This is a genomic window from Desulfosporosinus orientis DSM 765 (assembly GCF_000235605.1).
Lineage (GTDB): Bacteria > Bacillota > Desulfitobacteriia > Desulfitobacteriales > Desulfitobacteriaceae > Desulfosporosinus > Desulfosporosinus orientis.
In genome coordinates this window covers 765,170-781,209 of the sequence record NC_016584.1, presented here as the reverse complement: position 1 = coordinate 781,209, position 16,040 = coordinate 765,170, and the positions used below count along the sequence as shown (strand labels likewise).

Sequence of the window (16,040 nt, the reverse complement as noted above, 5' to 3'; positions counted from 1 at the left end):
CCATGGATTTTGCCACACTTGCAAGTCAATTATTTATTGGCCTAAGCAGAGGAATGATTTTCTTTATCGTCTCTGCAGGACTCACACTTATCTTTGGCGTCTTAAGAATTACAAATTTTGCCCACGGAGCCCTCTATATGATTGGAGCATTTTTAGCCTATTCCGTCTCTACACTTTTAGGTCAGGGACCCTATGGTTTTTGGCTTGCCTTGCTGGCCGCACCGCTTATCGTTATGTTGGTGAGCCTAGTTATTGAACGAGGACTGCTTCGATTTATCTATAACCGGGATCATCTAATTCAAATGCTTTTGACATATTCTCTGGTGCTCATTGCCGGGGACCTAGTTAAAATACTTTGGGGAACCGAGTATAAGTCCATGAATATACCTAAAGTATTGAGGGGTTCCTTTGATCTCTGGGGCGCTTCCTTTCCCTGGTATAATGCCTTCCTTCTGCTGGTAGGCCCTATTGTAGCCCTTGGCTTATGGCTATTCTTATCCAAAACCCACCTGGGCAAGATCTGCCGTGCTACTGCCACTGACCGGGAAATGGTGGATGTACTAGGTATTAACAGCACTAAAGTGTTTGCCATGGTCTTTGCCATAGGTGGCTGGTTAGCCGGTTTAGGAGGAGCACTAATCGCTCCGACAACCACTATTTCAATGGGAATGGACTCCAGTATAATAATTTACGCTTTTTTGATCGTTGTCATAGGTGGTTTGGGAAATATCTGGGGCGCTTTGATTAGCTCCATCATTATGGGGGTCGGAGAAGCCTTTGGAATTCTCTTTCTGCCAAGCATTGCCATCATAATTCCCTATATTATTGCTGGTATTCTTCTTATCCTGCGACCCTCAGGTCTACTCAAATCCGCCTGGTAAAGAAAGGAAATTAACATGTCCGTTAACAATATGAATTTAGTTAAGCCTTCCAAAGGAAACTTTGGTTTGTATTTAGGCTTTGGCTTCGAAGCAGCTGGATTACTGATACTTTTCATAGCCCCCACCTTACTGTCCCAATACTATGTTTACCTATTGGCTACGGTTTTCACTACCGCATTACTGGCCACTAGTTTAAATCTTGTTTTGGGATACGGCGGCCTTCTCCATTTGCATCACGGCGTATTCTATGGTATAGGCGCCTATACCGTAGCAATTGTAATGACTAAAACAACCTGGCCCTTTGGAGTAGCTGTCATCCTGGCTCCCCTGATGTCTGCACTCATTGCCTTAGTGATCGGATGGTTTTGTGTACGTCTAAGAGGACTCTATTTCGGAATGCTCACTCTCGCTTTGGGGCAATTGGTCTGGGCCATTGTCTACCGCTGGAACGCTCTGACAAATGGAGACAACGGAATTCACGCCATTCCTGTTCCGGACTTTCTAACTTCTATTAATTCCGTGTATTACACCAGTCTTGTAGTACTGGTCATCTCTCTCCTAATTCTTTATTTAATCACCAAATCTCCTTTTGGACTTACCCTGCTGGCAACGCGAGATAACCCCGTTCGCTCTGAAAGCATAGGCATTAATGTTAAAAGGCATCGCTTAATAGCCTTTGTTATTGCCGGATTCTTTGCCGGCATTGCCGGAGTCTTATTTGTTCTGGTTGAGCGTTCAGTTGCCCCCTCTTTGTTGTTTTGGAGCGACTCCGCAGAGGTTTTAATCATGTGTCTCATGGGAGGACTCACAGTCTTTATGGGACCAACCCTCGGTGCCGGAATTCTGGTTCTCTTGTCTATGATTGTCGGACTTTACACAGAATACTGGCTCCTTGTTTTGGGTCTGCTGCTGCTAATCCTTGTGCTATTCTTACCTCAAGGTATTCTTGGATATCTAATGGAGATTTATAACAAACGCCGAGATATGAGAGGAGAAAATTAACCATGCTTCAGGTAGAACGACTTAAAAAAGCCTTTGATGGTTTTCAGGCTATCTCGGATGCAAACCTTTCTGTTCCCCAAGGTGAAGTGGTTGCCGTGATCGGACCAAATGGAGCTGGAAAATCTACCTTATTTAATTTAATTTCCGGCCACCTGCAAGCGGATTCCGGTCATATTCGCTTTCTTAACGAAGACATCACAAACTTAGCTCCTTATAAAATTTGCCATAAAGGGATGGCAAGGTCTTTTCAATTAATTAATATCTTTACTAGCCTGACAGTTTTTGAAAATGTCCAAACCGCTGTCATTGCCAAACACCGTTTAGATCAAAAATTCTTCAAACCTTCAAAACGTCTTGTTGTGGAAGAAACTCTGGATGTTTTAGAGAGTTTGGGGTTATTAGAGTATAAAGATCGTTCCTGCAGTTCTCTGTCTTATGGAGATCAGAAAGTATTAGAAATAGCCATCGCTGTAGGAAGTAAACCGACACTATTACTCTTAGATGAACCCACGGCAGGAATGTCTTCTGAAGAAACCCAGAGAATCGTCAATTTAATCAAACACTTATCTCGGGAGAAAGGGCTTTCAATTCTGATTACCGAGCATGATATGGACCTGGTTTTTGATGTTGCCCAAAAAATAATGGTTCTTCACCAAGGTAAAACCATTGCTCAAGGTCTGCCGCAAGATATCAGAAACGATAAATCTGTGCAAAATGCCTATTTGGGGGAAACAGGATAATGTTAGACGTAAAAGATATTCATACCTATTATGGCTTAAGCCATATACTGTTCGGTTTATCCTTAAAGGTTAACCAAGGAGAAGTGGTCTCACTCCTTGGCCGCAACGGGGTCGGAAAAACAACGACACTAAAAAGCATCGTTGGCATTACTCCACCCAAAACAGGCCAAATTAATTTCAAAGGGCAAGACATCACCAAAATACCCACAAGACGCATGGTTAAGTTAGGTATCAGCTTCGTCCCAGACAACCGCAGGATCTTTGCTGACTTAACGGTTCGTGAAAATCTGGAGATTGCTGATGGCATCAAGTCCGGTCCATGGAATTTGGCAAAAGTCCACGAATTATTTCCTGTCCTTAAAAGAACTGAAAATCGCCGGGGCGGAAACTTAAGCGGCGGAGAGCAGCAGATGTTAAGTATTGCCAGGGCTCTTCTCGGAAACCCGGAGCTTCTCATCTTAGATGAGCCAACGGAAGGCTTAGCTCCTTTAATCGTCAAAGAACTAGAAGAACAAATCCTTGAACTTTGTTCAACAGGTATTTCCATTCTCTTGGCTGAACAGAATCTCAAATCAGCTTTAAAATTGGCCAATCGCTGTTATGTCATTGAACGAGGGCAAGTTCGATACCAAGGAACAGTTGAAGAATTAGCTGAGAATGAAGAAATTCGTTCCAAATATCTTTTAGTTTAATATTTAAATATCAAGAGCCATCCTACACCTCTCAAAGTGCGGGATGGCTCTTCCAACGCCGACCAAGGCAATGAAACTAAGCGTCGCCAAGGATTGGAATGGAAAAATAAGAACGCCTATCCTAAAATAAGGACAGACGTTAATCTGCGGTACCACCTTAATAGATATATAGAAATACATCCTCTCATCCAGAGTGCCAACACACCCTGAGCCCTATAACGCTGGCTTTGCGTTGGCAACTACTAAAGCAAAAAACTCGTTCGTTCCACCCTCTGAGGCCCATTTACCCGCTCCGTTACCTATCGAGTTCCCACCATTCTCGACTCTCTTTGAGGCTGGTCTTGCGGTTTTACTTCCCCTCAACGGTTTTATATGATAATAACACCACTATGCTAAAAATTTAATCTCTTTTCTAAACTTTTAACTCATAATTGGAAACGTATTTCCGCCGTGAGGCATTATATAGACTGACTCAGGCTGACGCCCCAAAATTTGTTTTACCAGCTGCCAAGCCTCCGGCAGAGAAGAGGCGGGGAGCATCTTCATCTGTTTCACCACATCCTTTGGCAAGGCACTGATTAAGATGACCGGTGTCTTACGACAAATGCTGGCCGTTCTCAAGCTAACAAACCCAGGCATTGTGAAGTCAGTTTGAAGCTTAGTACTCATGTCCTCTACCTCTCCATGATTAAAAAATTCCTGAAAAGGCTTTGACCCCACCCCATCGGAACATTCACTGACCAAGATAATCACGCCGCCATCACCCACGGCATAAGTAGAATTATCTAAGGCTTTGATCGCCTGGTAAAGCTGAATATCTTTAGGATAACCGCCCCCTGAAACAATGACCAAATCCGCCTTTTCTTTTATTTCAATGCCAAAGATTTCTTCGGTTACCCGGCAGCCTGCTTCATGAGCTTCCTGCAGATCACCGGCAGCTAAGTAAACAAACTCTTTCTTCTCATTCACTACAACATTCAGGATGAAATCTACTCCCACCCTGCGGGCGATGTCCAACATATCCTCTGCAACAGGATTCCCTGCCATTTTACCCGTCCGGATATTAGGATTGAGACCTGTTGGTCCGGCGTCTTTAACCGCCAGGGAATGGTTCTTTTGAATCATCTCATAACCGCATACTCCAGGAGCAATGGACTTACGCCCCCCACCAAATCCGGCCAGCAAGTGATAGGCTATCCCCCCTGTAAGAATTACTTTGTCCGCTTCCCAAACCCGGCGGTTAACCTTAATAGGAGTCCCCAGTTCGGATACACCTAAATCCACCAAATCAGAGGCATTACATTCATGGTCGTATATAGGAACCCTTGCCAAAACATTGGTCCCACAAATGGCCTTATGTTCATCGACAGTCTGCAAACGGTGATCCCCTGTTGCCGTAACAATGGAAATATTCCTATCGGGAACACCTGCCTCATTAAGAACATCCAGTAAAACGGGGAGCAGAACATCCGTCCGAACCCACAACCTGGTAATATCACTAACCACAATGACAACCTTGTCTCCAGGCTTGACAATCTCAAGCAGAGGAGCAGTGCCAATAGGATTAGCCAGGGCATGACGAATAGCCTCTTGAATGTTTAAAATCGGCAGACTGGCCTTGGCCTCTATTGTCCGGATTCTAACTGGTTCCGGAAGTTCAAAGGATAACATTTCTTTACCATAGGGAATCTTAAAGCTGTTCAAAGCTTTTTCCTCCTTCTTCTTGGGCCTTATAAGCCATTTCCAAAAGCTGAGCTGTATGCACTACCTGCACGGGAATTCCGCGGCGATTCAGACCGTCTGTAATATGCATCCGGCAAGCAGAACACCCTGTAACCAGCATATCTGCTCCTGTCTCCTCAATAGCATCGATCTTATGGTCATTAATTTTTGTCGATAATTCATAATGATATAAGCTGAAAGATCCCGCACTGCCGCAACAAGTATTTGCTTGACTCAATTCCTGAAAAACTGCTCCGGGAATACTGCGGAGAATCTGTCTGGGCTGTTCCTTAACCTTTAGCCCCCGAGCCAGATGACAAGGATCATGATAGGTAATCTTCATGGGCAAACTGCCTAAATTATTTTTGAAATCCGGCAACGCTACTACTAATTCAGTAACATCTTTAACCATGCTGCCCAGTTTCTTTGCCTTTTCCGAGTAGATGGGATCACCCTCCAGCAGCTCGGCGTACTCTTCTTTCAAGCTTAAGCCGCAGGTACCGCAAGCCACAACTATGGTATCGACCCTTTCCTTCAGGAATACATCGATATTTGCTTTAGCCATCTCTTTAGCCGTTTCATAATCCCCATTAATTCGTACCGGTGTACCACAGCAGTTTTGCAGGGCTGGAATGACCACCTCTACTCCATTTCGTTTCAGTACATTGATGACAGCCCGACCAGTATCTGTGTAGATGTAATTAATCATGCACCCTGTAAAGAAAGCTGCCCGCGAAGTTGCCTGGGGACCTCCAACCACCTCAGGATAAAGGGATTTTAAGGGCTTAGGGGCCAAGGGGGCGAGAAGTCTTCTCTTGTCTATCCCCAGAGACATTCTCGGCAGCATTCCTTGACCATTGGGCCCCTTACGAAAAATTAAGCCTTGGAAAATACGCCCCGCCTGCATTCCTTTGTTAAACACCCAGCGATTTTTTAACACTAAGCGAAAGATCAGCTTCTTTAGAGAGGATAACCCTTTCTCTTCGACAATCTCCCTGCGGGCAGCTTCCACCAGTTTGTCAACCTTTACACCACTTGGACAATTAGAAACACAGGCCTTACACATTAAACATAAGGACATCTTTTCCATAAACCCTTCGCTTAAATCCAGTTCTTTATTTATAACCCCGCGAATCAACTTGACTCGGCCGCGGGCAACAGTGGATTCTGCTTGTAATTCTTTAAAAACCGGACAAACATTCTGACAGGCGCCACAGCGAATGCAGCGAATGGCTGCCTTCTCCCAAGACTCAATTGAACGTTCCATACCATCACGCTCCAAACATTACACCGGGGTTCAAAATATTGTTAGGATCCAGAGCCTTTTTTATCTGACGTTGAGCTTTCAGGCCCGCTTCACCGGTTTGTAAAGTAATAAACTTCGATTTTGCTCTGCCAATACCATGTTCGCCGCTTAGAGATCCTCCTAATTTCACTGTAGCAACGAAAATCTCGTCAACGGCCTTTTCCACCCGGGCCGCTTCCTCTAAATCTGTTTCATCCGTGAGGATTGTAGCATGGAGATTACCATCACCGGCATGTCCAAGAATCGCAATGATAATGTCATATTTGGCAGCAATCTCCTGAATACGTCTTACCGCAACAGGAATTTTGCTCCGGGGTACCGTCGCATCTTCCCCGATAATGGTCGGCCGCAGCCTGGACACGGCTGCGAAAGCAGCTCGGCGGGCTGCCCATAATTCTTCAGCCTCTTCCTTAGTTTTAGCGACTCGAATCTGAACCGCTCCCAGTTGTCTGCAGATTTGTTCAATCTTAGCGATCTGCTTAGCTAATATTTCTGAATCTCCATCAACTTCAATCAAAAGAACAGCACCGGCGTCTATAGGCAGTCCTACTTTGGCGTACTCTTCAATATTTTTAATGTAGATGTTATCCAATAGTTCAAGGGAGCAGGGAATGAGTCCTGCTGCAATGATTTCCGATACTGTTTCACAAGCCTGATCTATCTCAGAAAAAACAGCCATCATGGTGCTTTTTGCTTCCGGCAAAGGTATAAGCTTGACAATGATCTTGGTAATAACACAAAGTGTTCCCTCTGAACCCGTAAATAATTTGGTCATATCGTAGCCGGTTACATTCTTCATAGTTCTTCCGCCGGTATTAATAATCTCTCCATTTGGCAGCACAGCCTCGAGCCCGATAACGTAATCGCGAGTAACCCCATATTTCACACCCCGAGGTCCTCCGGCACATTCCGCTACATTGCCGCCCATGGTGGAAAAGGCCAGGCTGGCTGGGTCCGGAGGATAAAAAAGGCCAACCCTCTCGACCTCTTTTTGCAGCTGTGCTGTTATCACCCCGGATTCAACCACAGCAATGAGATTTTTCGAGTCAATCTCAATGATTTTATTCATTCTCTTAAGCACCAGGATGATACTGTCGCCAACTGAGATAGTGCCTCCGCTGACATTTGACCCGGCGCCCCGCGGAACTACCGGAATCATCTCCTGATTTGCCAATTTGAGAATCTCTGCCACTTCTTCTGTGCTGCCCGGATAAACAGCAACTCCGGCTAAATCTTTCTTAGGATCTGATTTAACAAAAGAAGCATCATAAGTGTAACAGTACAAATCCTCTAAAGAGTAATATATGTTATCTTCCCCAACTATGTCACCTAGTTTTTGTATGATCTCAGCTCTCAAATCTGCTTGCCTCCTTCAGATAATGTCCAATTATATAACACGTTTCACTATTTAACAAAGAATTATATATTATTTCGCGGTGTACTCCCGATATCCTTTAAATTCCCCACAAGAGACTGTATAAACATTCAATTAGATAACAACCCAATAGTCATTTCTTGGTACGAACTTAATAAATTTAAAACATAACCCCTATCTTAATTGAAGGAGGTTATGTTTTGAAAATACTCCAAGAAATACAGTCATTAATCCTTGGAAAAAAAGACTATTCAAGAAAATTAGAGTTTAACAAGGCTAATTACCTGAAAGAGCTGCAGAACCTCTCTGTCCTTCTGCAACAGATAGAAAATGAAACTCCTTTTCTAGTGTTTAGGTCAAAAGAAGAAATCCGACAATGGGCTCAAGAATATTATAATAATTGGGAGCAGAGTTTGACTTTATCAGAACTAAACCACATCAAACTCTACACCTCAGCATCTTTTAAATATAATCAGCATTTACGTCAAAATAAATACCACAGCTACAAATATCGTATTCAACATTTAGATTCCGCCATAGAAAAATCTTCATCACCTTCAAATATCATTAGCTTCAGGTGGCTTGATCGGCAAGGATTCCAGTGTATTATAGGTTCTTCAGTTCTGCGACCTGGAATAATGTTCCTGGAAAAGGGCTTTTCCAGTACCACGCTTCTTTTCAACGGGAATAGCGAATATGGTGCTGATGTCTTATTAATCCTGAAGATACCTACAAGGTTTAAGGGCGCATGCCTAAAAAACATCAGCAATATCAAATCAGAGGACGAGTTTCTCCTAAAACGCAATACAATTTATACCGTCGAAAAAATCATCTACTTAACGGATACACATCTCATTTTGCTATGTAACGTACAATAATTTTCATATTATCCCAGAGAATCGTTTTTCAGTTCATAACGGAGAGTCTCCGGCATAAGGATCCGCTCCACCAATCCGGCTGCCACTAAGTGCTCTAAATGAGACAGTGCTTCCCCTGAAGCAAACCACTTTTGAGAAGAAGGAAAATCCGACCATTTTTTGTGACTCAAATCCCAATGCATAGACGCCGCAATTTCCACCGGAGTTTTACCGCCTTCACTCAAAATACCTAATATTTCCTGAAGCCGCTCCTCATGATGTTGAAGAAGTTCAGCTATTCGTTTTCTGTGATCCTTAATAATTTTCCTGTGAGCTGTAAATAAGTAATTAATCTCATAGTCATAAACTTTATTTAAACTATTGAAATACGTCGCTAAAATGTCTTGTTCAAAGCCCCAAAACGTAATATTAGGCGTTATTTCGTCTAAAATATGATCTCCACAAAAAAATAATTTGTGCTTGTCTTCATACAAGCCAATGTGCCCTGGAGTATGCCCAGGAACTTCTACTACATTGAAACTATAGTCCCCGATTTTCAGGGTATCTCCTTCAAATAAAGGATGAAAATCTAAGGGTTCAGTTGGCCTGGCCCCGAATTCTTTACCAAATTTTACAGCGTTTTCTCCTTCGAAACCTAATAAGCGATTTAGCTCTTTAAAGAACTTATCCCTTTGAGCCGTCTGATTCAAGATATTCCCATCGGTCTGACTGAAATACATCACTTGAATACCTAGCTTTTTAAGGACAGGCGCAAGGCCTGAGTGATCTGTATGCATATGAGTTACGAGCAAATCCGTTATATTTAAATCTATCCCTAATTCTTCCAGTCCCTGTAAGAGCTCTGTCTCGCATTCTAATGTATTAAACCCGGTGTCAATAATTAAGTTACGATCTTCAGACGTTATTATGTAACTATTGATAGACTTCAAGGGGTTCTTAGGCAAAGGTATTTTGTTTCTAAAAATATGAGGATACACTTCTGTAACCATTGTCAAGCCTCCAAGCAATAAGCTTATTCTATATTACTATTGAGTAATCTGGTTATTATAATCTAACCTTAAAATCCATTGGATAAAACTAATTAGCATCTTTATCTATTATACCTTGTTTTTCCATAGATGTAACCGCATTTACTGCAAAGTTGCTTTCTGAGCAAAAGAATGCTCACCAGTGGTCTGCCCTATTTGACAATTGGTGATTGAAGTGGACCATCCGGCTACCCAAACATCTAAGCGCCAGCGTATTGGGGAGCTGCAATGGACCCTTCCCGAACAGTGAGCCAATGAAAACCGGCTTCCATCCATTGACACTCGCCGCCGATCTCGAAAGTGTATCCTTTAAACTGCTATAGGGCATTTGACAATCTGCACCTAGCTTGGGCAGTTGTCAAATAACTCCTTAAATGAGAACTGCGGGTCCCAAATGCCCGCAGTTTGCCAATTCTTAATATTTTAACCCCTCCGTCTCTCCAATTGTTCAATAGCAGCTTTGAGATCCAGCGGCAATTCCGCTTTAGAAGAATGGTTGTAATCATACATAACAATAACGCCTTCCCCACTAGCCGAAACCCCCATTTTTTCACTGACAATGACATATTCCATAACAAAGCTTGACTTGCTAATGGATCTTACCTTGGCACCAACTGTAATTTGATCCGGAAATTTCAGAGGTTTAAGATACTTACATGTAGTTTGAGCCAATATTGGTCCAATTCCGGTTTGAGACTTAATGTCATGGAGTCCGATCTCTTGAAAATATTGAATCCGGGCACTCTCGAAATATCTCAAATAATAAATATTGTTGACATGTCCATAGGCATCCATTTCACCCCAGGCAACCGGTATTTTCACTTGGACTGGAAAATTTGTTATATCCAACTTAATCCCTCCCTCCAAAAAGCCGTTACTCATCTGAAAATTCATATGACAATCTTCTTCACCAATCCTGATAATCCTTTTAGCTGGTTATAAGAATACCATAAATTCCTCAGGCTTTTTCTCCAACCTCCGCACCCTGGCTTTGAAAGAGGGGCACCAAGAACAAAGCCCGATAATATACAAGGCTCCTGCTGCTTCATGCATAGCAACTAGAGAAAAGATTTCTTTTAATAACCCTGCGACACTCATCGTCATTACCATGGCACCAGTATAAGTAAATAACCTCCTATCCATTTTTTAGATAGGAGGTTAGATCTTAAATCAGCGTAACCGATGTTAAATCCCTTGCCTTCAATTAGGTTAACCGGCAACTGCAACTCTGATTAGAAATGCTCATACTAATCCTATCCACCCTCTCAAACCTAATTCAAATTTAATCTGAACTAATTAAGATACTAAGTCAAGATTTACTTCTCATATCCCGTATAAATAAATATAGCATCCCTTAGAAATTGTGCAGAGCCTGGCAGCTTTTCATCATAGTATGCCGTAAACCTCGGATCATCAACATACATCTGAGCTACTCCGGCATGAGCTTCTTTCGAATAACTCTCCCAAAAATAGCATAGCCATTGACGATGCAGATCAGCGGTTTTTTGGGCAAGGGCTCCGCCGGGATCGCCTGTTTTAAAAGCAGCATGCAGATTTTCAATAACCTGGGCAGCAAGCTCCGTTACTTCATCATACTGTTTTTTTGACATTCCTTTTATTCTTTGATTAGACTTATTAACTGTGTCATCTCCATATCTTTTACGAATTTCCTGACCATACTTTACCTCATTGTCATCAATAAGCCTTTGCTTAAAACCCTCAAACTTCTCTTTGTCCGACATAATTATTCTCCCTTCAGTTAACGCAATGGTTTTGTCAACGTTAGCGATTAAAGCCTCCAACTGCAGTTGTCTCTCAAGAAGTTTTTCACGATGGCCTTTTAGCGCCTTTGTCCTATCGAAGGTTGGGGAAGTGATAATTTCTTTGATCGTTCCTAACTCTACACCTAACTCCCGATAGAAAAGAATTTGTTGCAGGCGATCAACCTCGGTACTCCCATAAATGCGATACCCCGATGAGTTAACTCTTGCCGGCTTAAGTAGTTCTATCTCATCATAGTATCTCAGTGTACGAGTACTTACTCCAGCCAAACGACTTAGTTTTTGCACTGTGTATTCCATGTGTCCACCTCCTGATAGTATTACTTTACACCTTTACGCTGCGTCAATGTAAAGAGAAGTTTTATACTAAGAATTATAGTTTGACCATAATTCTGCAATCAATGCTGTCACAAGTCCAGAAGCAAAGCCTACTAAAAAAATCATAGCCATGAGCATATTTGCCAGATCTTCAAATCCAGAACCATTCGACGCTGTTTTAGCCAAGTAAAAGTAAAAACCTCCAACAAACAGACATAATACCGACGGCAAATACTTGACAATTTTCAGCTTAGAAAACCATTTGTACAAGAAAAATGTAATCATGGAAAAGGATGCAGCAATACATAATAGAATGATAAGTAAGCGATTCATGGTTATACCCCTAATTTAATTTATAATGCCTTCCCTTAGTTTAAATTACTAAATTATGTTATAAATACAAATTCTGTAATTTTCAATTGTGAAATGATAAAAATGAAACATAAGTTAAAATAAAAATCAAAGACTTTACTTTTAACAAAAAGGTTAATAGTTTTAAGAATAGAAAAAGAAATTGTTTTTTTACCCCCATTAATATTAATGATCTTGATTTGTAAACTCTATACAACTAAGACGAAAAATATCGATATATTAATTCACTGGCAAAAAAATATCGTATTAATCATTCCTATGCTTTCATTATATTTTTCTAAACAGTTTCATTTTTTATTTAATTATTTATTAGTGAAAATAAACTCAATTTATTGAAAATATTTTTGATTTAGGATAATATATGAGTACATTGTATCATATTATTTTTTTATCAAGGTGGTATGATAGGTGAACCATTCCACTGTTCTACATAATGCAACGGTTCACAATTGAAGGGGGGTGATCTATGTTTTTTTAGTGAAAAAAGGCATCATATCTTTTCTTTATTCTTATTATCAAAATTATTAATTGAAAATTGAAAGAGGAGGTTCCGAGATGAACACTGGTTTATTAGCTGTTCTTTCCCTACTCCCCATTGCTGTTGTCGCTATTTTTCTTGTCGGCCTGAGATGGCCAGCAAGTAAAGCTATGCCGATTTCATATGTGGTAGCAGTAGTTCTCGCCCTTTTTATTTGGAAAATCCCTGGTGCCCAAGTAGGAGCCGCAACTGTTAATGGTGTTATCACTGCCGGTACACTGTTGTACATTATTTTTGGCTCTATTCTTTTATTAAACACTTTGCAAGAAAGTGGCGGTATACAAGCTATCCGCCGAGGCTTCACCGGAATCACCGCCGATCGAAGAATTCAAGTTATCATTGTTGCTTGGCTCTTTGGTTCCTTCATTGAAGGTGCATCAGGATTCGGTACTCCTGCTGCAGTTGCTGTTCCTTTGATGGTCGGACTTGGTTTTCCAGCTATGGCTGCCGTTGTTGCTGGAATGATGATTCAAAGTACCCCCGTATCTTTCGGTGCTGTAGGAACACCGATGCTCGTAGGCGTTGGAACAGGTCTCAAAACTCCTGAATTACAAGCCTATGCTCAGTCATTAGGGTATACTGACTGGAATGCTTTTGTTGGCTTTGCTATAGCAGCCAAAGTTGCTTTCCTTCATTTCATCGCAGGTGCCTTTATTCCTCTCTTTGTTGTCGCTTTCATGACCCGCTACTTTGGTAAAAACAAATCCTTCAGCGAAGGTCTCAAGATTTGGAAATTCGCCCTATTTGCAGCCTTCTGTATGACAATCCCTTATCTTACCGTAGCTAACTTGCTCGGACCTGAGTTTCCTTCCATGATTGGCGGATTAACCGGTCTGGCCATTGTAGTAACCGCTGCTAAAAAAGGCTTCCTCATGCCGAAAGGCGAAGCTTGGGATTTCGAACCCAAAGAAAAATGGGATCCTTCGTGGACAGGCTCCGTTGAAATTAAGGATATCTCCGCTAAAACGAGAATGAGCGGTGTTACAGCTTGGATGCCTTATGTTTTTGTCGGCTTATTGCTCGTTCTCACTCGTCTCAGTTTCTTACCTTTCTTAGGTTGGGTAAAGAGTTGGAACGTTGTTTGGCCAAATATTTTCGGAACAACCATCACTGCCTCCTTCCAGCCTTTATACTTGCCTGGTACAGTTTTTATCGTCGTATCCCTGATTACATTTTTTATGCATAAAATGGATGGAGCCGCTTATGCCCGAGCGTGGAAAAGCTCTGCAAAAACAATGCTTGGTGCGGGTTCCGCTTTGATATTCACTGTTCCAATGGTTCAAGTATTTATGAATTCCGCAGGCGGTGCTGCAGGTTTTGATAAAATGCCTATTGTCCTCGCCGAAGCCGTCGCAGGATTAGCCGGATCTGCCTGGCCGATCTTCGCTCCCCTCATTGGCGGCCTTGGAGCCTTTGTTGCAGGAAGTAATACCGTATCAAACATGATGTTCTCCTTGTTCCAGTTCGGTGTAGGAGAACGTATTGGGGTTGACCCCACTTGGATTGTAGCCCTGCAGGCAATCGGCGGTGCAGCAGGAAACGTTATCTGCGTACACAATGTTGTTGCTGCTTCAGCCGTTGTTGGTCTCCTTGGAAAAGAAGGTTATGTCATCCGTAAAACTCTGGTTGTATTTGCTTATTATGCCTTCCTTCCCGGTGCAATCGGTTATTCTATCCTCTATACGGCTCAAAAAGGGTTCCTCAATGCTGGAACAATTATTGCCGCATTAGTATGGGCTACTGCAATTTATATCATCGCAACTAACAATAAGAGATATAACAGTCTTCATGGTGCTAACAGATCTCTATAACGCAAATGTTGCAGTAAAGGCACCTCGTTCACAAAGTGAATGAGGTGCCTTTTCCTTATCTAGCCCTGCTATGACGGCTCAGGCCGATACTTTGTCAATAAATTGCACGGTATTATCTGAGGCGGAACTGCTTCAACAAACTTCCCATTAGCAAAGCGAAATTCTTGACGAAAGATCTCGGTGTATTTATACCAGGGGTTAGGATTGCCTCCAAACACAAAGTTACCTAAACTATAGACAATACATTTGCCTTTGTATAGTTCATAGGCCTGCAGGACATGGGGATGATGACCGAGAACTAAGTCTGCCCCTTGATCAACAGCGAATTGCCCAAGTTTACGCTGTTCTTCTATAGGGTAATATTTGTTTTCCTTACCCCAATGAAAGCTTACGATAATCAATGAGGTCTTTTCTTTTAAAGATTTAATACAATTCTTAAGATCCGTCATCAAGTTTCTTGTGTTAACTCCCTCTTCGATGGGTCCCAAGGTGTTAACGCCGATTAAGCCTATTCTGACACCTCTCTTTTCAAAAATAGAAACTTTATTCCCTCCAAAGCTAATAATCCCTACATGATCTAACGTCGAGATAGTGTCGAAATATCCTTTATATAAAAAGTCCATGCTATGATTATTGGCCAGGTTAACTGCTTCCACACTGCCATCCTTAAGGATTGCCGTGTAATGTGGATTTCCCTTAAAAAAGAAAGCCCGGTCTCCTTGGAAGCTCTTATTAGGCCGATCCAGGGCTTCTGTGAGAGGCCCTTCTAAATTGGCAATCGTCAGATCATCCTCGCTTAAAATCCCCCTTACACCAGAGAAGAAATAACCAGACCCTTGGCTTGCATAGTACTGATTAAAGCTTTCTGCATAGGGGAATCGTTCATCTTGCCCCAAGGTAACATCACCAATGGCACTAAGGGTTATCGTCACTTCTCCACTTTTTCTATTGGCTTTTAGAGATACCGGAACCTGATCATCAAATGGCTGATACTCATCCAAATCCTCAAAATGCCACCATTCAGTGGCTAATGCTTTAAAGCCGTACTTAAGCATTACCTTCCTTAAATACAATCCATTGTCATTAGTCTGACTAGCTTGAGCAGTAAAGCAGTCAAAACTTGAAGGCATTTCAAGCTCTTTTCCCTGAGAATTAACCAAGGTTAAATCAACCGCTGATCCCCGACTATGACTGGAATAACCCTTATGAGGATTGGCTATATAGCGTGAATCAGGTTTATGTTCCCATAAGGCAAACTGTACCTTAGGGTTCCGATAAGCATCCCAAATTTTTAAATGATATCCCTTTTTCCCAACTTCATCTGCAATTTTTTTAAGTTTTTCAGCCGTTCCGCGCCGAAGGAGTGCTCGAGAACTTGTGTAGAGTTTCGAATGGGTAAAATTATTAACCGTTGCATATCTAATATCTAATTCCACATTGGGAATTATCGTCTGAACATCGACAAAATCTTTTTTCTGTTGAGTATTATTTATTTCACTGAGATTGGAGTTTTCTTCTCCTTGAACAGGAGCAGAAAACACGCCAACAAGTAGTATCGTCATCAAGAAAGCCAGAATCCTCTTAATCATAAAAAGA

15 protein-coding genes are annotated in these 16,040 nt (G+C 41.9%); 6 read left to right on the top strand and 9 right to left on the bottom strand.

Going from position 1 to position 16,040, the window contains the following annotated elements; genetic code table 11:
• Positions 1-2 precede the first annotated feature (2 nt).
• The 4 genes from DESOR_RS03775 to DESOR_RS03760 are packed head-to-tail and all read left to right on the top strand — an operon-like array spanning position 3 to position 3,315.
• A complete protein-coding gene (locus tag DESOR_RS03775; RefSeq protein WP_014183280.1) occupies positions 3-881 on the top strand; it encodes a branched-chain amino acid ABC transporter permease in 879 nt (292 codons plus the stop codon).
• 15 nt (positions 882-896) lie between these two features.
• On the top strand, positions 897-1,883 hold the full coding sequence (locus DESOR_RS03770; protein WP_014183279.1) for a branched-chain amino acid ABC transporter permease: 987 nt from the start codon (positions 897-899) through the stop codon (positions 1,881-1,883).
• A 2-nt stretch (positions 1,884-1,885) separates the two neighbouring features.
• Positions 1,886-2,623 (top strand): ABC transporter ATP-binding protein, encoded by a 738-nt coding sequence (locus tag DESOR_RS03765; protein ID WP_014183278.1) that lies wholly within the window; start codon positions 1,886-1,888, stop codon positions 2,621-2,623.
• Entirely contained in the window at positions 2,623-3,315 is a 693-nt protein-coding gene (locus DESOR_RS03760; protein ID WP_014183277.1) for an ABC transporter ATP-binding protein, read from the top strand. Before DESOR_RS03765 ends, DESOR_RS03760 begins: the two co-directional genes overlap by 1 nt.
• Positions 3,316-3,735: 420 nt before the next feature.
• Here DESOR_RS03760 and larAH10 read toward each other — a convergent pair whose 3' ends face one another.
• From larAH10 to DESOR_RS03745, 3 genes are read right to left on the bottom strand one after another with little or no spacing between them, the layout of a single operon-like run.
• Positions 3,736-5,019 carry an NPN-dependent 2-hydroxyacid racemase, LarAH10 family gene (larAH10, locus tag DESOR_RS03755; RefSeq protein ID WP_014183276.1) on the bottom strand — a complete coding sequence of 428 codons (1,284 nt, stop codon included), beginning with the start codon at positions 5,017-5,019 and terminating at the stop codon, positions 3,736-3,738.
• On the bottom strand, positions 5,006-6,304 hold the full coding sequence (locus DESOR_RS03750; protein WP_014183275.1) for a (Fe-S)-binding protein: 1,299 nt from the start codon (positions 6,302-6,304) through the stop codon (positions 5,006-5,008). The genes larAH10 and DESOR_RS03750 overlap by 14 nt, the downstream gene beginning before the upstream one ends.
• Positions 6,305-6,308: 4 nt before the next feature.
• Positions 6,309-7,700: an FAD-binding oxidoreductase gene (locus tag DESOR_RS03745; protein ID WP_014183274.1), complete on the bottom strand. Its 1,392-nt coding sequence runs from the start codon at positions 7,698-7,700 to the stop codon at positions 6,309-6,311.
• A 218-nt stretch (positions 7,701-7,918) separates the two neighbouring features.
• On the opposite strand from DESOR_RS03745, the gene DESOR_RS03740 reads away from it, so the two are divergent.
• The gene (locus DESOR_RS03740) at positions 7,919-8,596 is read left to right on the top strand and encodes an ADP-ribosyltransferase (protein ID WP_014183273.1); all 678 of its coding nucleotides are present in this window, start codon (positions 7,919-7,921) and stop codon (positions 8,594-8,596) included.
• A gap of 8 nt (positions 8,597-8,604) precedes the next feature.
• Here DESOR_RS03740 and DESOR_RS03735 read toward each other — a convergent pair whose 3' ends face one another.
• The 5 genes from DESOR_RS03735 to DESOR_RS03720 form a co-directional block, all read right to left on the bottom strand.
• Positions 8,605-9,585: an MBL fold metallo-hydrolase gene (locus DESOR_RS03735; RefSeq protein WP_014183272.1), complete on the bottom strand. Its 981-nt coding sequence runs from the start codon at positions 9,583-9,585 to the stop codon at positions 8,605-8,607.
• Positions 9,586-10,047: 462 nt separating this feature from the next.
• Positions 10,048-10,473, bottom strand: coding sequence for an acyl-CoA thioesterase (locus DESOR_RS03730; RefSeq protein WP_014183271.1), 426 nt, complete (start codon positions 10,471-10,473; stop codon positions 10,048-10,050).
• Between the two features lie 87 nt (positions 10,474-10,560).
• Complete coding sequence (locus tag DESOR_RS28655) at positions 10,561-10,767, bottom strand: hypothetical protein (protein WP_081468466.1); 207 nt, start codon at positions 10,765-10,767, stop codon at positions 10,561-10,563.
• Positions 10,768-10,940: 173 nt separating this feature from the next.
• Positions 10,941-11,705 carry a MerR family transcriptional regulator gene (locus DESOR_RS03725; protein WP_014183270.1) on the bottom strand — a complete coding sequence of 255 codons (765 nt, stop codon included), beginning with the start codon at positions 11,703-11,705 and terminating at the stop codon, positions 10,941-10,943.
• 66 nt (positions 11,706-11,771) lie between these two features.
• Entirely contained in the window at positions 11,772-12,056 is a 285-nt protein-coding gene (locus DESOR_RS03720) for a hypothetical protein (RefSeq protein WP_014183269.1), read from the bottom strand.
• A 594-nt stretch (positions 12,057-12,650) separates the two neighbouring features.
• Here DESOR_RS03720 and DESOR_RS03715 point away from each other — a divergent pair.
• Positions 12,651-14,444, top strand: coding sequence for an L-lactate permease (locus DESOR_RS03715; protein ID WP_014183268.1), 1,794 nt, complete (start codon positions 12,651-12,653; stop codon positions 14,442-14,444).
• Between the two features lie 68 nt (positions 14,445-14,512).
• Here the strand turns inward: DESOR_RS03715 and DESOR_RS03710 are convergent, their stop codons facing one another.
• Positions 14,513-16,033, bottom strand: coding sequence for a CapA family protein (locus DESOR_RS03710; protein ID WP_014183267.1), 1,521 nt, complete (start codon positions 16,031-16,033; stop codon positions 14,513-14,515).
• Positions 16,034-16,040: the final 7 nt, after the last annotated feature.